Below are 26,022 nucleotides of genomic sequence, written 5' to 3' on the forward strand. Positions count from 1 at the left end.
TCGGCGTCACAAAACTCGGAATCGTCGGACAGGAACAGTTCGCTGACGGTAAGTGAGGATTTTTGAGAATGGCTTCTCGTTTTTTACGTACCCTTTTTTGTGCAACAACAGCATGGGTTGTGATGCAGCCAGTTGCACATGCGGCAGATGAACTCGGCCAACAGGTTGGGACAGAACTGGAAGCCGCGCAGTCTGCTCTGGCAGCACATAATTATGCCAAGGCAATGGATGCAGTAAACGCTGCGGATGCCGTAAAAGGCAAAACAGATTACGAAGATTATACCATTGCGCAGATGCGTGCAGCTGTGGCCACACAGGCAGGTAATCTTTCTGCCGCAACAGCGGCCTATGATAAGCTGATTGCTTCCCCCCGCACGCCGCAGGCCATGAAAAATCAGATGCTGAAGTCTGAAGCAACCATGGCTTACACTGCCAAGGATTACCCCAAAGCTGTTGCCAATATTCAGCGATACCTGAAGGCCGCTGGCTCTGATCCCCAGATGGAAACATTGCTTGCGCAATCTTACTATCTGCAGAAGGATTACCCCAATACCATCAAGGTGGTGAAGCAGCAGGCAGATGCCGCTATAAAGGCTGGCAAAACACCCACGGAATCTGAGCTGCAAATGCTCGCAGCAAGTGCGACGGCTCTAAAAGATTCTGCAGCGACCACGCATGCTTATGTTCTATTGGCGACTTATTACCCCAAAAAGGAATACTGGGCGCTTTTGCTGCATGAACTGGTTGTAAACACCAAAATTCCGGCATCCTTGCAGTTGGATGTTTATCGTATCCGTTTGGCTGTTGGGGATGTTTCCCAAGCGCGTGACTTTATGGATATGACGGAAATTGCAGTACAGCAGAATACGCCGCAACTGGCGCTAGATCTGATGAATCAGGGCTATCAATCGGGTGTGTTGGGGCAGGGGGCAGAAGCTCCGCGTCAGGCTCGTTTGAAGGCCATGGTTGAAAAGGCTGTCGCTTCCAAAAAGGCTTCTATTGCAGCAGATGAGCAGGCAGCTGCTTCTGCCAGCAATGGAGATGATTTGCTAACAGTTGGGTACAATTACGTTACCTTCGGGCAGGCTGATAAAGGTCTGCAACTTATGCAGCAGGCTATCAGCAAGGGCGTAAGCGATGTGAATATCGCACGCCTCCATTTGGGACTGGCGGAGCTTTATGCTGGCCATAAGGATCAGGCTCTGGCTGCTTTGCGTAGTGTTGAAGGAGACAACGGTGCGCATGATATCGCGCAGCTTTGGATCTTGCGTGTAACGCAGCCCTCTGGCGCCAAATAATTATTAAGACCACAAAATTATAAAAAAGGCCGCTCTCAATATCAGAGCGGCCTTTTTTATAAGCAATGAACCTGCGGTAACGGAAGCATCAGATAAGATCTTTGTTGGCGTCTTCTTCGTCCTCATCGTCAACAGAATCACGATGAACCCATGTTGAAAGCAGCAACCCAAACCCCAGCATAACATTCAGCATGGCCGAGCCACCGTAAGAGACCAATGGCAAAGGTACCCCCCCTACAGGGATAGCGCCCATCACCATGGAAAGATTAACCAGGCAGTAAAAAAAGAAGTTCATGCTGATGCCAAGGGCAATAAGGCGCCCAAAGCGGTTACGGCAACGAATAGCCATAATCATGCCGCCCAGAATGATCATGAGCAGCAGGCCAATAACAGCGGCAGCGCCAACAAACCCCCATTCTTCGGCAATCATTGTGAAAATGAAGTCTGTCTGTTTTTCGGGCAGGAAGTTTAATTGCCCTTGTGATCCATGCAGGTAACCCTGCCCCCACATGCCGCCAGAACCCAGTGCAATTTTGGACTGGATGATATTGTAGCCTGCCCCTAGCGGATCATTTTCCGGGTGCAAAAAGGTGGTTATGCGTGCGCGCTGGTAATCATGCAGATGGTTGTATGCAAACTTGATAAGCGACGGCACGGGAAGCAAAAGCAGCACAATTTGCCAAAGCCGCATCCCGGCAGCAAAAAATAGCGATGCTCCAATGCCGCCAATAATGACAGCAGTGCCAAGGTTAGGTTCCTTGAGTACAAGGCCAACAGGCACAAGCACGATAAGGGCTGGCGGTATTAACCACAAAGGGTTGCCCATTCGGGCATAGCTTATGCGAGAAAACCACGCAGAAAGTGCCAAAACCAGCGCAATTTTGGCGAATTCCGAGGGTTGAACCTGTAACCCACCTATAATCAGCCAACGTTCTGCGCCTTTGCCCACATGGCCCATGCGTAACACGGCTACAAGCAGTATAAGTGAGAGCACGTACATGGGTGCTGCTGCGTGTATAAGCATGCGTGGAGGCAACATGGCGATGGTAATCATCATCACCAAACCCACAGCAAAGCGTGCAGCCTGCGGGGCGGCAAAAGGGTAGGGCGTACCCCCTCCGGCAGAATAGAGCGTAACGTAGCCAACGCCAGCCAATGTGCAGATCAGCAGAATGTAAAGCCAACTGATACGCCATAGCTTGGACATCAGGCGGAAGCTGGGTTCTGCTCTGAGCAGCCGTTTATGAAACTTCATGGATCACTTACCAGGCTGCTTGCATCAGCTACACTTTCTGGCGGCGGCGTGGTGTGTGTTACCGGGTCACGCAGCAAAGTATCGCGCATGATGGTACGGGCCAGAGGGGCTGCGGCATCTGCACCTGCGTTTCCGTGTTCGATTACAACAGAAACGGCATAACGCGGGGAATCATACGGGGCGAAGCAGATAAACAACGCATGCGGCCGATACTCCCAAGGCAGGTTGGCAGAGTTAAAATGCCCGCTTTCACGCAATGCGCGTGAAACACGCCGCACCTGTGCCGAGCCCGTTTTGCCAGCCATGGTAATGCCGGGCAGATCTAGTCGCGCTTTGGGGGCTGTTCCGTGGGGTTCGTTAATAACGGCAAACATGCCAGAGCGTAGGGCCGCCAGATATCTGTCTGGCATATCAAGGGTGGGCCAATGGTCTGGTTGTACTTGCTTGCCAATTTCCCCGTTAATGGCACGCACAAGATGGGGCTGTACGGCCCGACCAGAGGCAATGCGGGCTGTATAGGTAGCCAGTTGCAGTGGCGTAACCTGTACAAACCCCTGCCCAATGCCGCTTACAATTGTATCCCCACCGTTCCAATGGTGGTGGTGAGCCTGCCGCCATGCCGGAGTAGGAATCAGGCCGGTGCGGGTGTGGGGAAGTTCAATATCCAACTGCGTGCCAAGGCCGAATTTATGTGCCGTGGCCGCAATACGTTCCATGCCGATACGGCGTGCGACTTCATAAAAATAAACGTCGCAGGAATATTTAAGCGCCAGATGCAGATCAACAGATCCATGCCCCCATCGAGACCAGCAATGAAAGCGTGTACCACCTACATCCAAGTGGCCGGGGCAGAAAAAACGATCCGTGGGGGAAACAAGACCCGATTCCAGAGCCGCCATTGCCACAGCAGGTTTGAAAGTGGAGCCCGGTGGATACACCCCCGCGACAGCTTTGTTGATAAGGGGCGTGCGCTGGTTGTTTGTCCACTCAATCCACTGTGCATGACTGACGCCGCTATCAAACAATGAGGGATCAAACGAAGGCGTGCTGACCATGGCGAGTACCTCGCCATTCTGGCAGTCCATCACCACGGCGGAGGCTGTTTGATCTCCTATAGCGTTTAGTACTTTTTGCTGGAGCGCGCGATCTATGGTCAGGCTGATTTCTTCACCCGGCACGCCTTCTTCTCGGTTCAGCTCAGACATCACACGCCCAACGGCGTTGACCTCCATTTCTACAGATCCAGCCGTGCCGCGAAGATTGTCATCCTGACTTTGCTCAATACCCGCGCGGCCTACGCGCATCCCCGGCAGAGCCAGCAAGGCAGAGCGGGCCACATCTTTTTCATTGGGCGGTGCTACGTAACCGATAATGTGGGCAAGCAATTCGCCTTCCGGGTAAACGCGACGTGTGCCTACATCAATCAACACACCGGGGAGAGAGGGCGCGTTGAGTTCAATACGTGCCATTTCATCCCATGAGAGAAAATCTCGCAGCATGACAGGCACAAAGCGTCGCTGATGCCGCATTTCACGCGCGATTCGTGTACGGTCGCGTTCATCTAGCGGGATAATGCTGGAAAACCGTTCAATCGTGCCCGTCACATCCGTGGTTTCTTCGGGCATCAAAAGGGCGCGCCAGTTTTCCTTGTTATTGGCAAGGGCTACGCCGTAGCGGTCTACAATACGCCCACGCGGCGGGGCCAGAAGGCGCTTGCTGATACGGTTTTTGGCAGCCATGCGGGCATAATGGTCGCCATCTTCTATCTGGATTTTATACAGGCGGCGGCCAAGTTCCCCCAAGGCCACAGTCTGGACAGCCATAAACAGCAGCGCCCGGCGTGTAAAAACGCCGCGTGCAGGGTCTTTCTGTTCACGAACAGGTAGAAAACGCCGGTTTTCTTTCTTGCGCCGCTTTAGCCACATAAGAAGCTTTCATGCCTGTTCATGCGGATTCCTTTTCATCCAGAATATGCAGGAACCATGAGAAGGTGGCGGAAAGCAACGGATAAACCCCTATGCACAGTAGTGCTTCAAAAAAGGCAGGCGCCGGATCAAGGCCGTGCAGCCGAAACAGACATGCCAACGCCCATTGCAGGAAAGAAGCGGCTCCACCTATCAGACCATAAAGGAACCATACTACTAAAAAATTCATGCGCATGAGCCCAAACCGGGCATAGGTGCTGATTCCGTAAACCAGAAGCAGAATAAATGAGCTGACGCCCAAAGGTGTAAAGCCAACCAGATCCATAAACAGGCCAAGCAGGAACGGTGCCAGCGCAGGCATGCCCGTAGGCCGCCAGACAGACCAGAAAAACACCGAGCCAATAACAATGGCAGAAAGCAGTTCGGCAGAACCGGGAATGGCGAGGGGTGCCGAAAAAAAGATAATAACCAGAACAATAAAAGCCGATGGCAGCAGATGGCGCGCTGTGCGGTCCAGCTTCTGGCCAAGCGTTAGACGCGGTTCAAGATCTGGGTCCCATGATGGGGGTGAGGGATCGGACATCAGGTTTATCCTTCCTGCCCTTGTCCCAGAAGTGTTTTGAATGGCAGTGCTAACGGACGATGCGGGCGCGTAAGTGGCACATGCCCCGGTGCATCAGGCGGTTCAATTTCAGATTGTCCAAAATCAAACACGCGTAGCATGGTCAGTTTATCCAGTTGCACAAAGGGCTGCACAACCGGTTGCCCGGGGTGCAGGTAATGCACTGTACCAATGGGCAACCCCATAGGGAAAGCCCCTGCCTGATCACTGGTCACAACACGCTCCCCTTCAATGGGGCGTGAATCCTGCGGGTAATACATCAACCTTGGCATGGGGGAGTTGTCACCTGCCATTATGGCCGTGGCATGGCTGGATTCCAGTTCAATGGGCAGGCGGCTGGCAATATCGGTGATGAGCAACACACGGGCTGCATGAGGGCCCACTTCGGTAACCCGCCCTGCTAAGCCATTTGTGGCCAATGCCACATTGCCTACGTGTACCCCGCTGGTTGTGCCAGCTACAAGCAATACAGCGCGGGCATACATGCCGCCACTATCTGCCACTACCCGGCCTGTTACAAAGGCAGGGGTAGGTTCTGGCACCCAGTGCAGCTCTGTTTTCAGGTTATCATTTTCCCGCGCAAGAGAAACGGCCACATCATACCAGCGGCGTAGCTTGGCATTTTCTGTCTGGAGCTTGGCGTTTTCTTCGGCCAAATGCCGGGCGTCTTTTACGCCCTGCACAAGGTGGCTAACATCTGTTTGCGTATGGGCAATAAGCCCCCACAAAGGGGCCAGAGCATCTGCCACGTACATACGGGCTGTATCAGCCAGCCGTCGATCAGCTTGCCCAGCAATAATAATCCCAACAGACAATAGCAGCAGCACTGGCAAAACCAGTTTGCCAAGAGCTTGTCTTACCTGGATGGAAACCGGGATCATGAAAGCCGGGAACCCCTATCTGAGGGAAGGAAAGCGGAAGGCATGCCCGTTTGCATTCTGGCGCCGGATTACAGCCAGATAGCTGGTGCCTTGAGTTAATACATGGTTGTCAGCACGTTGCGCAGACGCTTCATTTCTTCCAGTGCACGGCCTGTGCCCAAAGCTACGCAGGAAAGTGCATCTTCAGCTACTGTAACTGGCAGGCCCGTTGCAAGGCGCAGTACATCACTCAGCCGGTAGAGCAATGCACCACCGCCGGTAAGAACGATGCCTTTATCAACAATATCGGCAGCAAGTTCTGGTGGGGTGTTTTCCAGCGCGGTTGTTACGGCATCCACAATCTGGCTTACTGGTTCCATAAGGCTTTCTGCAATTTGCGCTTGTGAAACCTGTACTTCGCGCGGGACACCGTTAATCAGGTCGCGCCCTTTAACGTCTTGCCATGGGCCGTTTTCATAAGGTTCATCCGGCATCATGGCGGAGCCAAGGCTGATCTTGATACGCTCTGCCGAGCTTTCCCCAATCAACAGGCTGTGGGTGCGGCGAATATAGGAGATAATGGCTTCATCCATTTTATCTCCGCCCACGCGCACAGAACGTGCGTAAACAATACCGCCGAGGGAGATAACGGCCACTTCTGTTGTGCCGCCACCAATATCTACAATCATGCTGCCAGAAGGCTCTGTAACCGGTAGGCCAGCACCTATGGCAGCAGCCATGGGTTCTTCAATTAGGAATACACGGCGTGCACCGGCGCTTTCTGCGCTTTCCTGAATGGCGCGGCGTTCCACTGCAGTAGAGCCGGAGGGCACGCACACAATAATCTGGGGGCTGGCAAAAGCGCGGCGATTATGAACCTTGCGAATGAAATGTTTGATCATTTCTTCCGCCACTTCAAAATCAGCAATCACGCCATCACGCATGGGGCGAATGGCCGTAATATTACCCGGTGTACGGCCAACCATCTGCTTGGCTTCTTCGCCTACGGCAAGAAGCTGCTTTTTTCCTCGTATATCTGCAATAGCCACAACAGACGGTTCGTTCAGAACGATACCCCGTCCTTTTACGTAAACAAGGGTGTTGGCAGTACCCAGGTCAATAGCCATGTCGGCAGACATGAGACCGAGCAGACGAGAAAACATCCAGGACTCCTGGTTGAAGCGGGCACCATACAACAGAGGACGAGAAAGCCGGGCACGCTAACCTGCCCCTGCTGCTTTGGAAATATGTGAGCAGGAATTACCGGTGCGTAACGAGGCAGACAAGACCTTCCGTCAAGAAACTGACATATAATCTCAAGGTAAGGTCTGTCTGCCCGGTTTTGCAGGAGGGCCTGAAAAGTTTTTTCAGGCTGTCAGGGCTTCTGGTGCTGTCCGAGCCCGTTTCACCAGCAGCTTGTTCAGTGCATGTACATAAGCGCGTACGGCAGAAACAACCGTATCTGCATCTGCGCCCTGGCCATCTACCATTTTGCCGGCTTCTTCCAGACGCACGGTTGTGCGGGCCTGTGCATCCGTACCTTCCGTTACAGCGCCAACAGAGAACAGGGCCAGACGTGCTTCATGCGGGAAGGCCTTGCGCAGCGCATTAAAGGCAGCATCCACAGGGCCATTGCCTGTGGCTTTGGCTTCAATGGCTTTGCCATCCACGCTCAGTTCCAGATCAACTTCGGAAGGCTGCCCAGAAATGGATTTCAGGCTCAGTGCACCAAAGCGGATGCGGTCATGGTCGCGGGCTTCATCATCCACCAGCGCGATGATGTCATCATCGTACACAACCTTTTTACGGTCAGCCAGATCCTTAAAGCGGGTGAAGGCTTCGTTCAGGCGTGTTTCATCCATGCCTTCATAACCCAGTACCTTCAGCTTATCGCGGAAGGCTGCGCGCCCGGAATGCTTGCCCATAACTAGGGAAGAACGTGTCCAACCCACGCTTTCTGGGGTCATGATTTCATAGGTGGCGGCGTTTTTCAGCACGCCATCCTGATGGATGCCACTTTCATGCGCAAAGGCGTTACGGCCCACAATGGCCTTGTTAGGCTGCACATCAAAGCTGGTGATGGTGGCCAGCATACGAGAAACCTTCAGCAGGCCTTCTGTATGGATGCCGGTGGTGAAGGGATATTGGTCATGGCGCGTGCGCAGTGCCATCACAATTTCTTCCAACGCGGCATTCCCTGCGCGTTCGCCAATACCGTTGATGGTGCATTCCACCTGTCGCGCACCACCACGGATAGAAGCCAACGTATTGGCAACGGCCAGCCCCAGATCGTTATGGTTATGGGCAGAGAAGATTACCTGATCTGCACCCGGCACGCGTTGGCGCAGCATGGAAAAGATTTTTTCCATGTCTTCTGGTGTGGCGTAACCAACGGTATCGGGAATGTTGATGGTGGTGGCGCCAGCCTTAATGGCGGCTTCCACGCAGCGGCACAGAAAATCCGGTTCTGTGCGGGAGCCATCTTCAGCAGACCATTCCACGTCATCTGTCAGATTGCGGGCTGCGGCATTGCCAGATGTAATCAGTTCCAGAACAGTTTCCGGTTCCATCCGCAGCTTGTACTTCATGTGCAGCGGAGAGGTGGAAATAAAGTTGTGGATACGTTTGCGTTCCGCCGGGGCCAGTGTCTCACCCGCAGCCGCAATATCCTTGGCGCCACCGCTACGCGCCAGTGCACAGATAACGGAACCCTTGGTGTTTTTGGCAATTTCGTTAACGGATTCGAAATCACCTTTGGATGCAACAGGAAAGCCTGCTTCAATCACGTCCACGCCCAGGTTGGCCAGCGCTTCCGCCATGCGGAGCTTTTCTGCCAGGTTCATGGAAAAACCGGGAGATTGCTCGCCATCACGCAGGGTGGTGTCAAACACAATCACGCGGTCTGGCGTCATGCGGCCAAAGGACGGATGATTGAAGCTGGTGGTATCAGCAGACATGGAATTCTTCCTGAAAAAGTCTGGTCTGGAACAAGAATAGAGGGGCTGTGACATATTCTGCCCGTTTATGCACGGGCGCTCTTTTCGTTCTCCCCTGGGCGTGGCAGCGCTTGGCCACCTGGCTCGCTCAGGGGCAGATTAGTCGAAGGAGAAGGTCCAGACGGAGGGCCACGCCGCCCGCACCCGCTAATTTGCGGGTCTGCAGGGAATCGGACGTGAACCACTCGGAATTCATGCGCAGCACCATACCGTCCAGTTTTTCAAACGCAACATTAAAACGTTCTCAAATGCTCTTTCAGGCCACAGCCTTGGTGCCGCGCAGGCAGTGCAGCACATACAGCATAACGCCAAGCAACACGGCGGCAAAGGTTTGGTGCACAGCACCAGCCCATACCGGCACCACCAACAGCAGGGTGGTTACGCCAAGCGCGTACTGAATAACCACAGCCCACCCTAAAAGGATAAAGGCGTTGTGGGCTTTGGCCCCCAGATCCGTTGCTTTCAGGCCAACAAGAAGCACAGCGCCAATGCTCAGGGCTGTAAGAGTAGCCAGCAGGCGATGGTCAAACTGCACAGCCGCTTTGTTGATGAACCAGTTCATCCAGAAAGGGGAAAGCTGGGCATAATCAGTCGGGATCAAATGCCCGTCCATCAGCGGGAAGGTGTTGAATAGGAACCCCGCATGTGTGCCAGCCGTAAACCCACCGGCAATAATGGTGGTGCACAGCAGCACGATGGTGAAGCAAGCCAGCCGCTTGGCCAAACGTGCAGCGGAAGATGAACCATGGCTTTCTGGTGTGGGCCAGCGGATAGAAAATGCTGTCCACAAAATAGCGCCATAAAGCAGCAGGGCCGCACTCAGATGCAGTACCAGACGTACAGGTTCCACAGCCGTGCTGTTGGGGCGGAAGCCAGAGGCCACCATAAACCACCCAATGGCACCCTGTAGCGCACCCAGAATGAAAAAGATGAACAAGCGCAGGGCCAACCGGCGCGTAATCATGCCTCTCACAACAAACCAAATCAGGGGGAGCAGAAGCACCAGCCCCATCAGACGGCCCCAAAAGCGGTGAATCCATTCCGCCCAGAAAATTTTCTGGAATCCTTCCAGCCCAAACCCTTCATGCTGAAGGTGATATTGTGGAATGGTTTGATAAAGCGCGAACAACCTTTCCCACTCAGCATGGGAAAGGGGCGGGATAAAGCCGCTTACTGGCTGCCAGTCCATAATGGAAAGGCCCGAACCCGTCAGGCGCGTTACGCCGCCAATGGCGATCATGCCCAGCAGCATGAAGCAAAGCAGAAACAGCCAGCCTGAAATGAGTTTGCGGTGGGCGGGTGTCATGTCTGTCTGGGGGGATGATGAGGTGGGCATGGCAGCCTTTGGCGCTGTGGGTTAAATTTCTGTATCGGGTTTACAGCCAGCTTGCGGGCTGCTGCAAGAAGATGGTACCGCTTGGCTGGATGGAACAGCATATTCGTCCTCCTTCTCGGTCTTCTGTATCGCTTTTGCGCCCACTGCTCATGCTGCTTGTATTGGTGGTGGGGGCAGTTGGGTTGCGGCATGTGCCCGCACTCCACAGCATGCTGCATGGTACGGATGTACTACGCCAAGGCGTATGGGGCCGCATGGTGTTTCTATCTGGTGCTGTTTTGTGGTGCGGGTTTGGGCTGCCACGCCAGGTGGCCGGATTTGCCGCCGGATTGGCTTATGGATTGTGGGAAGGCCTTGCACTTATCACCATAGCCTCCACATTGGGGTGCTTGGCCGGGTTTTTCTGGGCCAGATGGGGCGGGCGTGCATGGGCACGGCAGAAATTGGGGCAACGTTTTGCCCAAATGGACGCATTTCTGACACGTCAGCCGTTTTCTAGTATTCTCACCTTGCGACTGTTGCCCGTGGGGTCCGCATTACTGCTGAACCTTTTGGGGGGTATTTCGGGTATGGATGTGCTGCCGTTTTTTACAGCAACCCTTCTGGGCGGCATACCGCAGAACCTTGTTGCCGTTTTGTTGGGGGCGGGGGTTCAGGTAGGTACTTTCTGGCAGTATGCAGCCGGTGGTGCATTGTTTGTGCTTTCTGGCGCCATTGGGGTGTGGTTATGGCGGCATGCACGTATAGCCCGGCAGGTTTCCTGATCCATATATGGTCTGGCTGCTGCTGAGATGTCAGGAACTAAGGGCTGTTTCTAAGCCCGTTGTAAAATAATTTAAGGCACTGGCCTGCGTGGCTTTTGCCTGTGTTTTTGCCAGACATTTTTCTTTTTCTTCTGTTTTTGTTTGTTTTTGGAGTGCTGCTTATGGCTTCTCCCTCTGCTGTGCGGGATGCCGGAACGTCTTTTATTGGTGGGCGCATCCCCATGTGGGTACCTGTGCTTTTAGGGTTCCTGACAGCCGTTGGACCTATTTCGACAGATATTTATCTGCCTGCTTTTCCGGCCATGGAGCAGACCTTTCATACAAGTGCTGGCAATGTGCAGTTTACGCTGTCCATCTGGTTTGTGGGGTTGGCTATCGGGCAGATTACGGTTGGCCCTTTATCAGATAGATTTGGGCGCCGTAGTCCCATGCTTATAGGCAATGCCCTGTATGCCGTGGCTTCTGCCGTTTGCGCATTTGCGCCAGATATCACCACGTTTTCTATTGCGCGGTTTGTGGCATCTGTTGGGGCATCGGCCAGTCTGGTTATTCCCACGGCCTGTGTGCGCGATATGGTGCCAGACCGTAATGCTGGGGCACGCATGATGTCTCAGTTGGTTATGGTCATGGGTGTTGTACCCATTTTGGCGCCTATGCTGGGTGGTCTGGTTGTAGAGTTTGTTTCCTGGCGGATTATCTTTTGGGCTTCTGCGGCCTATGGCGCGATATGTGTGGCACTGATTCTGTTCGTGCTGCCAGAAACCCTGCCATATGATCGGCGGGTCGCACTCTCTCCCTTCACGCTGGTAACGCGGTACGTCACCCTGATTCGGGATCGGGCTTTTGCCAGCCATGCGCTGATAACAGCTTTTTCCACCTTCATGTCCTTCAGTTATCTTACGGCAGCTCCGTTTGTGTTTGTGCAGCTGTTTCATTTCTCACCGCTGCATTTTTCCATGCTGTTCGGCTTTTTTGCTGTGTTCATGATCGGGGCTTCCCAGGTGAACGGGTTGCTGGTGGGGCGTATTGATTCCGGCAAGCTGCTTATGGGCGCAATCTGCCTTTCCGTTACCGGAGGGATTCTGCTGGTGGCGGTGAGCTTGTGGAGTGCGTGGTACGCCCCTCCGGCATGGCAGCCATATGAGGTGTGGTTGGTTATTGCGGCCATGCTGCTGGCTCTTGCGCCTACGGGTATTATTTTCCCCAATGCCATGATGGGGGCTTTGGCAGACCATCCCTCTCTTGCCGGGGCGGCCTCTGCTCTGGCGGGCACGCTGCAATATGTGCTTGGGGCCGTGGCCGGTGTTGTGGTTGGGCAATTTCCGGCTGAGTCTGCAATTCCTATGGCAGGATGCATGTGTTGTGGTGCTATTCTGATGTTCCTGATGGGCTTGGTGCGACCTAATCGACAGAATGTGAACTAAAAACTGTACAAAAAGCGGTTATGCCCGCTCTGCTCTTGACGGCGACAGGGCTGCGGCCCAGTCCAGATGAAAAGATGGGGTTAGGGAAGGGAGCGTGCATAACATGCCACGGCATCCAGCAAGACGGGCCCACGTTCTGGCGCTTATTGGCGCCGGGCTGCTGATTGTAACTTTTGGCACAATGGGGATTGAGCTGGGCAATGAAATGGCCCGGCATGGTAATCTGGACCGTCAGAGCACAGCGGCAGGCAATTACTTGCGCGGGTTGCATCACGCCACCAGTGATGCCCGCATATGCCATTATGCATGGATGGCCGAGCATAAGCCCCAGGATGGCAGTTGTTATGTGCAGGCCATTCAGCAGCTTTCTGATGCCCGGCGTGGGTTCGAATCCTTTCGTGTGGTGCAACTGCGTGAAGGCGGTGGCCGCGTAGAACCGCTGCAAAGTGTGTGGCAGCAGCTTGAAACCATAAGTGCATGGCCCCATTCACCAGAGGGCACGCCCGCCGGAGGGGCGCAACTTCTGGCGGATCTGGATCAGAACCTTTCCATTCTCAGCCGGGCCAGCACGCTGGATCAGGCAGACCGCGTTGCCAACATGCTGCGCAATACAAGCTGGCAGCGGCGTTTGGCGTTATTGGGGATTCTGACCGGTGTTTTCAGCCTTGTTTCAGCAGGCTGGGTGCTAGATCGTTCTTCCTTGGCGGCAGCGCGAGCCGAGGCCTCATCGCGTGATCTGGCGTTACGTTTGCGGGCAACATTGGACAGTCTGAGCCTTGGTGTGGCCGTGTTTGGTGCAGATGGTCATTTGTGGCACTGGAATGAGCAACTGGCCGTGGCTCTTGGTTTGGAAAAGAGTTTTTTCAAACCAGGCCTGTCTTACAATGATTTAAGCGCAGTGCTGGTGGTAGATGGTGTGCCGCTGCTTGAACCATTGGAACACGTTGAAACCAGCTTGGCCAAAGGGCAACCCGCACCGCCTGTGGTGGTGGAATGCAAGGGTATTAACGGCGCAGATCTGGAATTGTGCCGCACATTGTTTTTTGCCCCAGATGGCGCGGCAGAACGGCGTGGGTTTGTGCTAACAGCCGCAGATATCACCATGCGTTTGCGCAGCGAGCGCGCCTTGGGTGAAGCGCAAAAGCTGCGTGCGCTGGGGCAGTTTACCGCAGGTATTGCCCACGATTTCAAAAATCTTCTGACCGTCATTTTGGGGAATCTGGAGCTTGCAGCAGAGCATGATCTGCCAGATCAGGTAGAACAGCGGCAGGAATATCTTTCTGCCGCCACACATGCGGGCCATAGGTCTGAAGCTCTTACAAGCCAACTTCTTTCCTTTATGCGCAGGCAGCAGACAGGCGTGCCAGACTGCTTTGATCTGGCCAATCTGTTTTCCCTGCTCGATGGGCTGTTGGCGCGTGTGATCGGCCCCAGAATTGTAGTGGAATGTGCTGATGTGTCTGGCGTATGGCCTGTGCGGGCAGACCCGGCACAGCTTGAAAGCGCGGTACTTAATCTTGCTATCAATGCGCGAGATGCCATGCCCTCTGGTGGGCGGCTGCGCATTGCTGCTCGCAATGTGACATTCTCCGTCAATGCAGATCTGATGAGCCTGCCTGTTGAGGAAGGCCGCAACATGCGCGTGGTGTCCGACCCGACTCCGCTGCCTGCGGGAGATTGGGTGCGGTTGGATGTGATTGACAGCGGCAGCGGTATGACGCGTGAAGTGTTGGACCATCTGTTTGAACCGTTTTTCACCACCAAACGTGAAGGTGCAGGTACAGGGCTGGGCATGGCCATGGTTCTGGCTTTTTCCCAGCAGGTTAAGGGGCGCGTTGTGGTGGCAACAGGCAGCGGCAGCGGAACAGAGGTTTCCTTGTGGTTGCCCAAGGCGGCTGCTCTTTCCGCCGCGCAGGTTTTACAGCCAGCCGTGCTGCCTAAAATAAACAAGCCAGCGCCATCACAGACTTTGCAGGTGCTGGTGGTGGAAGATGATGCAGCTATCCGCGATATTGTTGTGACCATTCTGAGTATGGCAGGTCATCGCGTGTTGGAAGCAGGAGATGGCGAGCAGGCGTTTGATGTGGCAGCAGCTGCGGAAGGGCCTCTTGATCTGCTGGTAACCGATATTCAACTGCCCGGCCCGCTGGATGGGCTAACCCTCTCACGCGTATTGGTGGAACGGTATCCTGAACTGGCTGTGGTTTATATGTCGGGGGATCTCACAGCGGATTCCAAACTGCCTGAAGGCGGCGTGACAAATGCACGGCTATTGGCCAAACCTTTCCGTCGGGATGGCTTGATGGAAGTGGTAACAGCAGCACTGAGCGCACGTACCGGGGCATAAGTAGACCATAAGGGAAAAGCCGCCATACCTTGCAGAACCGGCGCATGCAGGATAGAGCGGGCGCCGGATTGCCCGAACGTGTTCTTCTTTTTGGCAGGATACAAGGCAGAAGTAACAGAGGGCCAGCCTTAGGCTGGCACGCAGGAAGGATTATTAAGGCCATGACGGCACATGAGGAAATCGACCTCAAGCGCTTTATCCGGCACGTTCCCGATTTTCCTAAACCGGGCATTCTATTTTACGATATCTCTACCCTTATGCGGAATCCGGATGCGTGGCAGTTGGCCATGGGGCGTTTGGCACGGCAGGTGGCGCCGCTTAAGCCGGATCTGCTGGCAGCCGTTGAATCTCGCGGGTTTTTAACAGCTGCACCGCTGGCAGATCGCTTGGGCTGCGGGCTGCTGATGCTGCGTAAGTGTGGCAAACTGCCGGGTGAAACCATTTCCCACACCTACGATCTGGAATATGGCAGCGATACGCTGGAAATTCAGGCAGATGCCATTCAGCCCGGCCAGCGCGTTGTGGTTATGGATGATCTGCTGGCAACCGGCGGCACCTTGGCTGCTTCTGTAGCACTGCTGCGCAAGGCAGGGGCTAACGTGGTAGGCGCTTCTGTTATGGTAGAGCTAACCAGCCTGGGTGGCCGTAATAAAGTGGATGCACCTGTTTCCACTTTATTAACTTACAAAGAATAAGCACTTTTCAATATTCATATGTTCTGTTTGCACATCTGGGTGCAGAACAGAACATATGAGGTGTGAATACGCTTTTCTGCCATGTTGGGGTAAGAGAAGATGTATGGCACGTTGTTTCCCCATTAGCACCTCAGGTTTGGCCGCGTGAAAAGCATGACGCTTTCCTTGGGGCAGCTTTGGCGGTCGGTCTCTATTATTGTCCGGCAGGCGCTTGTTGGCGGCGGTCCACCGCGCAAGCTTGACCACTTGCGCTGGCTGTTTGCGCCCAATCTGCTTTCGTTTGGGTATGCGCTTCGTACCACCATTTCATCCCTAATCGCTCTTGGTATTGCCTTGTGGTGGGAATTGGGGAGCCCGCAATGGGCTGCTCTTACCGTATGGATGGTGGCGCAGGGCACGCGTGGTAAATCCATTGCCAAGGCGCGCTGGCATATGTTTGGCATGGTGGTGGGCACAATATGCGCCATCGTGCTGGTGGCCAGTATGCCGCAATCACCACTGCTCTATATCTTTTTTGTGGCTGTGGGGATTGGCACTTTCTGTTTTATAGGCACGTTGTTGCCCGGCCCTGCCGCCATGACCAATTACCGTATTCACGGTATGCGGGCTTCCGGTTTTACATACGTTATTATTGCGCTGGACGGCATAGTAGCGCCCGATCATATTTTTCAGATCGCAATGGCACGTGCCACATACATTACGCTTGGTATTGTAGTGGAAACCACAATTTCATCTCTGTTTCAGTATCAGTTGGGGTTGCGGGCCAGAACGCGGCTGGCAACCAATTTTGTGCAGGCTCTTAAAGGCGCGGTGCCCGCCACTTTGCGTTTGTTGCAGGGCGATAGGCGCGCTGTGGCAAATTCGCCCGGTGTGTTCTCCACCCTTATTGCACTAAGCGATCAGGTTGAATTTGCCGAAATTGAAATGGGGAAACACCAGCACGAAGGTGACCACGCCAGAGCGGCTTTGGCAGCCATTACAGTGTTGCTGTCACGCGGGTTGGATTTGGGCGCACTGTTGGAGGTGCCGCATAGTCAGGGCGTGGAGTATCAGGATACAGCCCGGCAGGTGAGTAGTTTTTTACAAGCTCTGCCAGACCGGCTGGATAATGATCAGCCTATTGAGCCGGTTTTGCGGGACCTGACATCTTTACGGGCAACCTGCCGACAACTTGCCGCAAGTTGCCTGGAAAAAGAAATGGAAGCCGCCACACATCCCCCAATGGATGTGAATCAGGAGGAAGTGCTCACCCGGCAAGGGCAATTGCTGCATAAGCTGGATACCATGCTGGAAGAGCTGTATCTGGCCATTGAGCAGTTTGAAATGAGCCGCAACCCGCAGCCGCATGATCATTTCCGCTATCCCATGAAGTCTTATCGAGACTGGCGGATGGCGTTTACCAATAGCTTGCGGGCGTCCGTCACCATCTTTTTGGCCGGTGTTATATGGATTACCACCGCGTGGCCTGATGGCCTCACATTCATCATGTTTGTGGGTATTGTGTGTGCGCTGTTCTCCACTTTGGAGCAGCCTGCTCTTGCCACACAGGCGTTCTTGCATGGCACTGTGTGTGTCATTGGCATGAGCGCATTGCTTGATTTGTGGGTCATGGCCCAGCCAACCATTTACGAAATGATGGCCATGTGTCTGGCTGTGCCTATGTTGATTGGCGGGTTGGCCTTTGCGTGGCCTCCGCTGGTGCTTGCGGCTGTGGCCTATAATCTGTTTCTGCCTATTCTGGTGGGGCCGATCAATCAGGGGCGGATGGATGAAATCATGTATTTCAACACCGCCATGCCGCTGTTGTTGGCCATGATGTTCTGCATGTGGATGTACCGTGTGTTTCTGCCGTACGATCCAGATGGTTTGCGGTGGGATATGCGAGTGAACATTCTGCGTGGCTTGCGCCGTTTGGCAGGGCAGCGCAGGCCTCCTGCGGTAACGGAAATTATTGGGCGCAGTGTAGACGGGTTTGTGCGCCTTTCCACCATGGCAACGGATGATGGCAATACCTATGTGCTGGAGCGGTATTTAAGTGGCGTGCTGTCCAGCATGACCATTGCGCTGAACGTAATGCGATTACGTACCGTTCTGGCAAAGAATATTCTGCCGCCAGAAGCGCAGAAAGCCGTGGAAGTGATGATGGAACGCATGCAGCATTTTACAGGCCGATATGGCGGGCAATACGGCCGGACTGCGCGGGCAACACATATAGCTGTAGAGTATTTGTTAAACTGCGAAGAAACTGAGGCAAATCTTTCTGTCCGTGAAGAAATGCTTCGGGCATTAGCCAGCCTGCGCGTGATAGAAACAGAGCTGGCAGAGAACCGTGCGTTCTTTGATGCGTCTTCTCCATATCTGGATAAAGCATTTACCTAAACCAGATAGATCATAAACGTGCTCTGATATTAAAGTAGAGCATTGTAGGAGAGCGTTGCGTTGGTGCAGTCAGATATCAAAATCGAACAGAATAAACAGGCCAGTACCCTGTTGCGCAGCATGTTTGATGCAGCAGTTGCCGCAGCAGATCCTTTTAAGGTGCTGGCAGAATATTTGGCGGAAAAACCTAAGGGCCGCTGTATAGTTGTAGGCGCTGGCAAGGCATCTGCTGCTATGGCCGCTGCGTTAGAGGCTGCATGGCCAGATGTACCTTTGCAGGGTGTTGTGGTTACGCGGGATGAGCACGCTGTTCCAACGCGCCATATTACGATTCTGGAAGCATCGCACCCTGTACCAGATGCGCGGAGTAAGCAGGCAGCACATGATATCTTGCAATCCGTAAAAGGGTTGGGGCCAGATGATCTTGTTATTGCCCTGATATCTGGTGGAGGGTCTGCGCTGCTGGCTTTGCCGGCAGAGGGCATTACTCTGGCAGAAAAGCAGAATATTGGCCGCCAGCTTTTGCATTCTGGCGCAGCAATTTCTGAAATGAACACAGTGCGTAAGCACTTATCTGCCATTAAAGGTGGCAAGCTGGCCTTGGCAGCAGCACCTGCACAAGTGGTGACGCTTGTTATTAGTGATGTACCCGGAGATGATCCGGCAATTATTGCAAGTGGCCCCACTGTGCCGGATTCAACAACACCTCAAGATGCTTTGCGTATTCTTGATAAATACAATTTAGACGTTCCCGATACAGTCCGTCATGTTTTGGAGAAAAACACTGCGGCATCTTCTGCCAAGCATTCTGTTAACGCAGACAACCGGGTTGAAATGATAGCAACCCCTTTTATGGCGTTACAGGCAGCGGCAGAGGTGGCGCGCGCAGCAGGCGTAACGCCTTTAATTTTAGGAGATGCGCTGGAAGGTGAAAGCAGCGTAATGGGCGTGATGATGAGTGGCATTGCCCGCTCTGTTCAGGAGCATGCTGTGCCCGTGCGTGCTCCGGCTGTTTTGCTAAGTGGTGGTGAAACAACAGTAAGTATTCGTGCCGGCACAAAGCCGGGAAAGGGCGGCCGGAATACAGAGTTTCTGCTTTCCTGCGCACTGGCCTTAAATGGTCAGGCAGGTATATGGGGTTTGGCGGGAGATACAGATGGCATTGATGGTACGGAAGATGCCGCTGGCGCCATATTTACCCCGGATACATTAGCCCAAGGCCTGCAAAATGGTGTGGCTGCTGAGGAATTTCTAAAACAGCATGATAGCTACAGTTTTTTTGAAAAACTGGATGACCTTATCAAAACGGGCCCAACGTTAACGAATGTGAATGACGTGCGCCTGCTTTTGGTACTCTAGTTCTGTTTAATCTGCAAGCGCACGAGCAACCTCGCGCCGCAGGGCCGGAATGATTTTTTCCTGAAACATGGGGGTTTTACGCTCCCATGCCCCTGTGCGCCATGATGGATGTGGCAAAGGGAAGTATTGCGGGAGAAAATCCTGAAAATGCTCTGTCCGCTCGTATACTTTGCCTTTTCCCAAAACGTAATTCTGGGCATATGATCCAACCAGAAGGGTTAGGCGCAGGTTAGGCAGTAACGCCAGAATACGCTCTCGCCATAAGCTGGCGCATTCCGGTGGAGGTGGGCGGTCACCACCTTTAGGCAACACACCCGGATAACAAAGCGCCATAGGTAAAATGGCAACACGGTTGGAATCATAAAAAACATCTCGGCTCATACCAAGCCAACCTCGCAGACGATCTCCCGATGCATCGTTAAAAGATACCCCGGTTTCATGCACACGTGTGCCTGGTGCCTGTCCGGCAATAAGTAAACGTGCATGGGGGGAAACATGCAAAACAGGCCGTGGGCCTAATGGCAGCTTATGTGCACAAGCTGTGCATTTCCTGATTTCCTGCACCAAACAGTTAAGTTGTGTTTCCACATCACTGCTCTTTGCAGAACTTGGCGTGCACCATTCTAATTTTGTCTGGGTCTGCTTCATGCTGTTCAAACATGTGGGGATGATCTGCTCACTCACAATGCAAACAACATAAAAAAAGCGCTGTAGTGTTGCCACTACAGCGCTTTGTAACCAGCCCCATAAAAGAGGCTAGTTATTTAGGCAGAAGCTTTACTGTGCTTCATCCACACCGGCATGTGTCTGCGGTGCGAAGGTCCAGCCAGCGCCGTAAGGCTGCGGCATGAAGAGGCCCCATGTAGCGGATTCTTCAGTTGCATTAGCCCAACCCGGTGTCGGCAGCGGCGTATGATCCAGACGGAGTTTCTGGATATCTGCTGCTGTTGTGTTAGCCGGTGCGCGGTTACCCCATGCAGAACGGATGAAGTTTACAACATCTGCAATCTGCTGGTCAGACAGGATGTTTTTGTAATCCGGCATGGCCACTGCAGAAGGTGCCCAGTTGGTGGGAGGCAGAACGCCACCATCAACAACAATATGGGCAACAGATGTCGGGTTGTCGGAAACAACAACCGGGTTACCAGCCAGCGGCGGGAACATACGGGCTACACCACCACCATCGTTACGATGGCAGATTGCGCACTGTTCCACATATGTTTTTGCACCAGCATTGCCGGAGAAGTTGTTGGAATCCAGCATCTGAGCCGTAGAGGCATCGTAGCTGTAATCACCACGTGCAGGCGGAACCGGCGGCAGGGATTTAATGTATTTCACCATGGCGTGCAGGTCTGCATCGGTGAAGTACTGGGTGCTCCAGCCAACCACGTCTGCCATGCCACCAAAGGCTGCGGAGTGATCGGTACGACCGGATTTCAGGAACAGGAACAGGTCTTCATCAGACCAGCGGCCAAGGCCCAGAACCGGATCGTTACGCAGGCTTGGGGCAATCCAGTTGTCGATCACGCCACCGCCGCCAAGGAAGTCTGGCCCGCCAGATGCATCCAGAGCTTTTTCCTGCATACCGAAGCCGCGCGGTGTATGACATGCACCACAGTGGCCAGGGCCAGTTACAAGGTATTCACCACGTGCAATTTCAGCATCCGTGCCGGGGGCTGGTGTGAAATCCTTGGGAGCCGGAGCAAATACAGAGCGCCAGATGGACAGCGGCCAACGCATGGACATCGGCCAGGAAATATCAGTTGGATGATTTTTCTGCGCAATCGGCTGCACGCCATGCATGAAGTATGCGTACAGAGCCTTCATGTCATCCTGCGTCATGCGGGCGAAGGATGGGTAGGGCATTGCTGGATACAGCGTAGCACCATCCTTACGCACGCCATGGCGCACGGCTTCATCAAACTCTTTAAATGTGTAGGTGCCAATCCCGTACGTGGGGTCTGGCGTGATGTTGGTGGAGTAAATTGTGCCGATGGGAGTCTTAATAGAAAGACCACCAGCATATTTCTGACCGTTCAGGGATGTGTGGCAAGCCACACAGTCCCCTAGGCGTGCAACGTACTCGCCCTTCTTGATCAGATCTTCATCAGCGTTCTGTGCATGCGCCAGGGACGTTCCCGCAAGAAGCCCGACAGCGACTGCCCCCAGGGCAGCTTTTAGCCTGTTAATCATCATTTTTACCACTTATCGCCTGTGTGCTGAATGACGTCGTAACTCTGCCGAGGCATTAGGGGTTAATGCCAAGTGTCGGGTTTTCGGGAATATTTTTGTCATTCTTCCGAGCATCCACTTCACGCTGATACGTGTCGTTTGCCCGTTTGATCAGATACTGACGGATTGCTTCAATTTCATCCGGCGTCATGCTGGTGTCAAAGCGATCCATCCCGTAAGCCGTCAGCGCACCGCGACCAACTACATTGTAGAAGGCATCCTGGTGGCGGATAGCACCGGCCCAACGCAGATCAGGCAGCATGCCTGCACCTTCGCCGTTATCACCATGGCAGGTCTGGCAGTAGGTCTGATACTGGAAGTAACCGTTATCAACGACCTTCTGGTCATACTGTGCAGGTGGTTTTACGGGCAGGAAGCCGCGGTTGTTCAGAGCCGGCAGCTTGGCTTTGCCATCCAGAGAGAACGCAGCAATGTAGGAGTGGTTAACTGTCCAGCCAGAAGTACGGCCCACGCCACCCATGGAAATTGGGTAGATGCCGCCCCAGCCCACTTCAACAGCAACATACTGCTTGCCGTTGACGCTATAGGTCATAGGCGGAGCGATAATGCCGCTCTGTGCGTCAAACTTGTAAAGGTCGCTACCGTTCGTGGCGTCATAGGCGTGGAATTCACCATTGGCCAAGCCTTGGAACAGAAGATCACCGCCGGTGGCCAGAATGCCGCCGTTCCACGGACCTTTGTGGTCAATCTTCCAGACCGTTTCCATCTTGACCGGATCCCATGCCAGCAGCCAGCCGTGCAGATCCTTGATGTAAGCGGTACGGGCTTCTGGGGTATCAGGCAGACCGTTCTTGGTCATGTCCAGACCAACGTTCCAGGAATCCGCATGCGGCTTAAAGCCACCAACCTGGTTTTTATAACCAAACGGAATCTGGTGAGCCGGGATATAGACCAGGTGCGTTTTGGGGCTGTAGGCCATGGCCATAAAGTTATGCGCACCCAGTGGGCCGGGGATACCGTACCAGAACTTGCCGTTCAGGGTATACAGACCATCCGGGTTGTAGATCGGGCGACCTGTCAGAGGGTCCAGACCATTGGCCCAGTTCTGGTAAACGTAGTTTTTGCCGGACAGGAATTCACCGGTCTTGGCGTCCAGAACGTAGAAGAAGCCGTTTTTAGGGGCATGCACGATCACGTGGCGCATTTCGCCATTCACTGGCATATCCAGTGTCATGATCTGCTGAACCGAGGTGTAATCCCACTGATCCATCGGGGTTGCCTGGAAGTGCCAGACATATTCACCGGTTTCAGGCTTCAGTGCGACAATGCTGCCCAGGAACAGGTTGGAACCAATGCCTTCGGAACGATACTTATAGTTCCAGGGAGACCCGTTACCAACAGCCAGATAGATCAGGTCACTGACCGGATCATAAACCAGAGAATCCCATACGGTGCCACCGCCACCCTGGCGTACCCAAGCGCCTTTGGGGCCCCAGGTTTTGTAGGCTTTGTTCATCAGAATATTATCTGATGCAGCGTGGTCGGGTTCGTTCTTGTTGTTCGGAACGGTGTAGAAGCGCCATTTCAGCTTGCCGGTTTCGGCATCAAAAGCGGAAACAAAGCCACGGGCACCAAATTCGGCACCACCGTTACCAATCAGTACCAGGCCCTTCGCTACGCGTACCGCGCCATCCACTGTGTAGGAGCGCTGCTTGCCCAGAGAGGCATCGGCTGGGATGGTGTTAACTTCCCACACCTTTTTACCGGTTTTTGCATCGGCAGCGACTAGACGGCCATCAAACGTGCCCCAGAAAACCTTGCCGTTCCAATAGCCTGCACCACGGTTAACCGTATCACAGCAGCCTTTGTCAGCAATGTTGCCTGGCACTTTGGGGTCATACTGCCAAAGCAGCTTACCTGTGGCAGCGTCCAGCGCTTCCATTTTGGACCAGTTGGTTGTGGCATACATAATGCCATCAACAACCAGCGGAGTTGCTTCCTGACCGCGGTTGGTATCCAGCGTATAGTACCAAGCCAGTTTAAGATCACCCACGTTGGAGCGGTTGATCTGATCTAGGGGGCTATAGCGCTGTTCGCTGTAAGTGCGACCATAAGAAAGCCAGTTTTCGGGGTGATCATCTGCATGGATGATAGCTTCCCCCGTATTACCCTGACCGTCAGCGCGGGCAGGGACTGCCGCGTAAGGCAAAGCAGCGGCACAGATTGTTCCGGCCGCGAGAATTCCTAGCAGTGAACGTCTCTTGGCGGAGGCGGGGCGGGTCATGCGTTCATGTCCTCGACTATTATATACGGTGAGGAAAAAGATAGCCGGCAGGCCGGTTTCTCACACAACAGCCAAGGGGAACGCTGTCTGTCAATCACGGGGAAGGAATAGCAGCTTCCATTCTGCGGGATAATTTCCCGTGCTTACAGGCCTGTAGAGCAGGAAATTATGCTCACAATCAGGTTATGAAAGGCGCTTATAATTCTTGTTATAACAAGGATGCAGGCGCTATGCAACTCGGTGTAAACGCATAATCAGCCAGAAGTTCCATATCTGTCGTTTCACGATTTTTCCAAGAACTGAACAGGGCGAATTCATAAACCTCTGCTTCTGGTGCACGTAGGCTGTGGTGGATGCGCAACCAGTTATGAACGTTTTCTGGTGGAACGGTTGAGATCGTAGCGAGTGGCACGCTGAGTGGATGGCAGGTGCGCTTCACCTTCAGGCCTGCATGCTGAGCCTGACGCCTGATTTTCACGGAAAGGTGATCACACACAGCTGACAGAATCTTGGCTGTGAGAATGATTCGTTCACCTTGCTGCACAACGTCTAACCCGGAGTGCACAAGTGTTGCCGGTGTTGGTGTCTGGATAGAGAGCAATCCCGCATCCAGATTCTCCATGACGTCTGGATCAGAGGTTTCTCCCACGATCACCAAAGGAAGAAACAGGAAGGGTTCGGGTTCCCATTCCCGGTTGGGAAAGAAGGTCTGAATTTGCTGGAAGAACTCCAGCATGGGGGCGGGAAGACGGATCCCGGCAATCAAAAACATACTGGTACTTTATTCCTTGGCTTGTAAGAGCCGATTTGTGGGGGAATGCGTTATAGTAAGAGGTAAAATCAGGTGGGAATAAAGCGCCCTGTTTTTGACCTGATTCTTTGCAACCCTTGACGACAGGGCAGGGCAGCCACAAGTATTAAGCAAAGCCGGCCTGTCCGGACAAGGAGAGTTAAACACCATGTCGTTTAGTCACGACTACCGATCCCCCGCTACGCCCACAGATTGGAATGCTCAGGCTGCCAATCTGGATGCTGGGCTGCGGGCCTATATGCTGCGCGTTTATAACTGGATGGCATCTGGCCTGCTGCTTACCGGTATAGTGGCATATGTTATTGCCAACACAAGTCTGAGCCATCTGTTTTTTCAGGTGGTACAAGTACCGGGTGGTTTGGTGCCGCGTCCAACATTGTTGGGTGACGTTGCCATGCTTTCGCCATTGGCATTTGTGCTGGTGATGTCTTTTGGGCTGAACAGGCTTTCCCTACAGGGTGCGCAAGCACTGTTTTGGGCGTTCTGTGCTGCCATGGGCGCCAGTATGGCCAATATCTTTGTTATTTATACAGATACATCCATTGTCCGAGTGTTTCTGGTAACGGCCTGCATGTTCGCTGCAACATCTCTGTGGGGATACGTTACTAAAGCCAACCTGTTGCGCTTCAGCTCTTTCCTGATGATGGGTCTGTTTGGGCTGCTGATTGCTGGCCTGGTAAACTTGTTCCTGAAGAGCCCGGCTTTGTACTATGTGTACAGCATTGTCGGCGTCTTTATCTTCACAGCGTTCAGTGCGTTTGATGCACAGCGTATTCGGGTTACCTACCCGCAGCTTGCTGCATATGAAGGCCCGGAAATGACAGCCAAGCGCAGCGTATATGATGCATTGAGCCTGTACCTGAACTTCATCAACCTTTTCCAGTTTCTTCTCCAGTTTATGGGCGCAAGAAACTCTAACGATTAATTCTATAGGAGTCGGAATGGGCTATAGGCCCTGTTGGCATCCTGAAAAAGAAAACCCAGCCTCTCAGAGGGCTGGGTTTTTTTGTATGGGAAGGTATGCCCTGAATGAATGGCGGTATGTTTGTCTGGAATGCGTACCAAAACAGGCCGTTATCTTGATTCAAGATTCTGTAACGAAAACGTGAGATAAAATTTTTTCGCGTAACGGCATGAAATCGAAAGCGAAATTTGACTTCCTAGAAAAATATGGAAATATTTTGAAATATTTCGTGAAGTTGTTTGCCTCTGTTTTTATCGCACCAGAGTACCCATGCCGCACCGCCATATCAGCTAACCTGATTATGACGAAAGGCTGATGGAACTTTTCCGACATTTGAGAATCTGCGCTTTAGGAATAAAGTGTCCGCAAGGTGTTTTCGCGCTCCGTTCATTCTGCCACCAGCATGATGTGCCATGTTCCTCCTGATTATGAAGGAAACAACGCTCAGGCATGTGTTTGTGGTAGGTGGGGAATGTTGAAACGCGGTTTTTCTTGCTGTTGTCAGGCTTC

The 26,022-nt window shown here is 53.4% G+C and carries 19 protein-coding genes; 8 read left to right on the forward strand and 11 right to left on the reverse strand.

Annotation, left to right across the window (positions count from 1 at the left end; genetic code table 11):
• The first annotated feature begins 68 nt into the window (after window positions 1–68).
• Window positions 69–1,298: a tetratricopeptide repeat protein gene (locus APA10_RS00465; RefSeq protein ID WP_003629855.1), complete on the forward strand. Its 1,230-nt coding sequence runs from the start codon at window positions 69–71 to the stop codon at window positions 1,296–1,298.
• An 88-nt stretch (window positions 1,299–1,386) separates the two neighbouring features.
• Here the strand turns inward: APA10_RS00465 and rodA are convergent, their stop codons facing one another.
• From rodA to APA10_RS00500, 7 genes are all read right to left on the reverse strand, one after another.
• Complete coding sequence (gene rodA / locus APA10_RS00470; RefSeq protein ID WP_003629853.1) at window positions 1,387–2,553, reverse strand: rod shape-determining protein RodA; 1,167 nt, start codon at window positions 2,551–2,553, stop codon at window positions 1,387–1,389.
• Window positions 2,550–4,478 (reverse strand): penicillin-binding protein 2, encoded by a 1,929-nt coding sequence (mrdA, locus tag APA10_RS00475; protein ID WP_003629851.1) that lies wholly within the window; start codon window positions 4,476–4,478, stop codon window positions 2,550–2,552. The genes rodA and mrdA overlap by 4 nt, the downstream gene beginning before the upstream one ends.
• A 19-nt stretch (window positions 4,479–4,497) precedes the next feature.
• On the reverse strand, window positions 4,498–5,061 hold the full coding sequence (locus tag APA10_RS00480) for a hypothetical protein (protein ID WP_003629849.1): 564 nt from the start codon (window positions 5,059–5,061) through the stop codon (window positions 4,498–4,500).
• Window positions 5,062–5,066: 5 nt separating this feature from the next.
• Window positions 5,067–5,981 carry a rod shape-determining protein MreC gene (gene mreC, locus APA10_RS00485; RefSeq protein WP_003629848.1) on the reverse strand — a complete coding sequence of 305 codons (915 nt, stop codon included), beginning with the start codon at window positions 5,979–5,981 and terminating at the stop codon, window positions 5,067–5,069.
• Between the two features lie 95 nt (window positions 5,982–6,076).
• Window positions 6,077–7,123, reverse strand: coding sequence for a rod shape-determining protein (locus APA10_RS00490; RefSeq protein WP_003629847.1), 1,047 nt, complete (start codon window positions 7,121–7,123; stop codon window positions 6,077–6,079).
• A gap of 204 nt (window positions 7,124–7,327) precedes the next feature.
• On the reverse strand, window positions 7,328–8,917 hold the full coding sequence (locus APA10_RS00495) for a 2-isopropylmalate synthase (protein WP_003629846.1): 1,590 nt from the start codon (window positions 8,915–8,917) through the stop codon (window positions 7,328–7,330).
• Window positions 8,918–9,212: 295 nt separating this feature from the next.
• Window positions 9,213–10,262 carry a COX15/CtaA family protein gene (locus tag APA10_RS00500; protein ID WP_012812291.1) on the reverse strand — a complete coding sequence of 350 codons (1,050 nt, stop codon included), beginning with the start codon at window positions 10,260–10,262 and terminating at the stop codon, window positions 9,213–9,215.
• A 14-nt stretch (window positions 10,263–10,276) separates the two neighbouring features.
• Here APA10_RS00500 and APA10_RS00505 point away from each other — a divergent pair, with 14 nt between their 5' ends.
• The 6 genes from APA10_RS00505 to APA10_RS00530 all read left to right on the forward strand — a co-directional run bounded on the left by APA10_RS00505 (window position 10,277) and on the right by APA10_RS00530 (window position 19,260).
• The gene (locus APA10_RS00505; RefSeq protein ID WP_003629844.1) at window positions 10,277–11,056 is read left to right on the forward strand and encodes a TVP38/TMEM64 family protein; all 780 of its coding nucleotides are present in this window, start codon (window positions 10,277–10,279) and stop codon (window positions 11,054–11,056) included.
• Window positions 11,057–11,217: 161 nt separating this feature from the next.
• On the forward strand, window positions 11,218–12,480 hold the full coding sequence (locus APA10_RS00510) for a multidrug effflux MFS transporter (protein WP_035365861.1): 1,263 nt from the start codon (window positions 11,218–11,220) through the stop codon (window positions 12,478–12,480).
• 103 nt (window positions 12,481–12,583) lie between these two features.
• Window positions 12,584–14,827 carry an ATP-binding protein gene (locus APA10_RS00515; protein WP_035365857.1) on the forward strand — a complete coding sequence of 748 codons (2,244 nt, stop codon included), beginning with the start codon at window positions 12,584–12,586 and terminating at the stop codon, window positions 14,825–14,827.
• 161 nt (window positions 14,828–14,988) lie between these two features.
• Complete coding sequence (locus tag APA10_RS00520) at window positions 14,989–15,522, forward strand: adenine phosphoribosyltransferase (protein WP_003629841.1); 534 nt, start codon at window positions 14,989–14,991, stop codon at window positions 15,520–15,522.
• Between the two features lie 144 nt (window positions 15,523–15,666).
• Window positions 15,667–17,901 carry an FUSC family protein gene (locus APA10_RS00525; protein ID WP_003629839.1) on the forward strand — a complete coding sequence of 745 codons (2,235 nt, stop codon included), beginning with the start codon at window positions 15,667–15,669 and terminating at the stop codon, window positions 17,899–17,901.
• 63 nt (window positions 17,902–17,964) lie between these two features.
• Window positions 17,965–19,260 carry a glycerate kinase type-2 family protein gene (locus tag APA10_RS00530; RefSeq protein ID WP_003629838.1) on the forward strand — a complete coding sequence of 432 codons (1,296 nt, stop codon included), beginning with the start codon at window positions 17,965–17,967 and terminating at the stop codon, window positions 19,258–19,260.
• A 6-nt stretch (window positions 19,261–19,266) separates the two neighbouring features.
• Here the strand turns inward: APA10_RS00530 and APA10_RS00535 are convergent, their stop codons facing one another.
• The 4 genes from APA10_RS00535 to APA10_RS00550 all read right to left on the reverse strand — a co-directional run bounded on the left by APA10_RS00535 (window position 19,267) and on the right by APA10_RS00550 (window position 24,509).
• Window positions 19,267–19,908: a uracil-DNA glycosylase family protein gene (locus tag APA10_RS00535; protein ID WP_012812297.1), complete on the reverse strand. Its 642-nt coding sequence runs from the start codon at window positions 19,906–19,908 to the stop codon at window positions 19,267–19,269.
• Between the two features lie 129 nt (window positions 19,909–20,037).
• The gene (locus APA10_RS00540; RefSeq protein WP_004449230.1) at window positions 20,038–21,456 is read right to left on the reverse strand and encodes a cytochrome c; all 1,419 of its coding nucleotides are present in this window, start codon (window positions 21,454–21,456) and stop codon (window positions 20,038–20,040) included.
• A 52-nt stretch (window positions 21,457–21,508) separates the two neighbouring features.
• Window positions 21,509–23,737 carry a PQQ-dependent dehydrogenase, methanol/ethanol family gene (locus APA10_RS00545; protein ID WP_003629834.1) on the reverse strand — a complete coding sequence of 743 codons (2,229 nt, stop codon included), beginning with the start codon at window positions 23,735–23,737 and terminating at the stop codon, window positions 21,509–21,511.
• A gap of 208 nt (window positions 23,738–23,945) precedes the next feature.
• Window positions 23,946–24,509, reverse strand: a complete 564-nt coding sequence (locus APA10_RS00550; protein WP_003629833.1) for a hypothetical protein — start codon at window positions 24,507–24,509, stop codon at window positions 23,946–23,948.
• A gap of 187 nt (window positions 24,510–24,696) precedes the next feature.
• Between APA10_RS00550 and APA10_RS00555 the strand changes: the two genes are divergently transcribed.
• Window positions 24,697–25,473: a Bax inhibitor-1/YccA family protein gene (locus APA10_RS00555; RefSeq protein WP_003629831.1), complete on the forward strand. Its 777-nt coding sequence runs from the start codon at window positions 24,697–24,699 to the stop codon at window positions 25,471–25,473.
• Window positions 25,474–26,022: the final 549 nt, after the last annotated feature.

The sequence above is a fragment of the Acetobacter pasteurianus subsp. pasteurianus LMG 1262 = NBRC 106471 genome, assembly GCF_000285275.1.
Classification (GTDB): Bacteria; Pseudomonadota; Alphaproteobacteria; order Acetobacterales; family Acetobacteraceae; genus Acetobacter; species Acetobacter pasteurianus.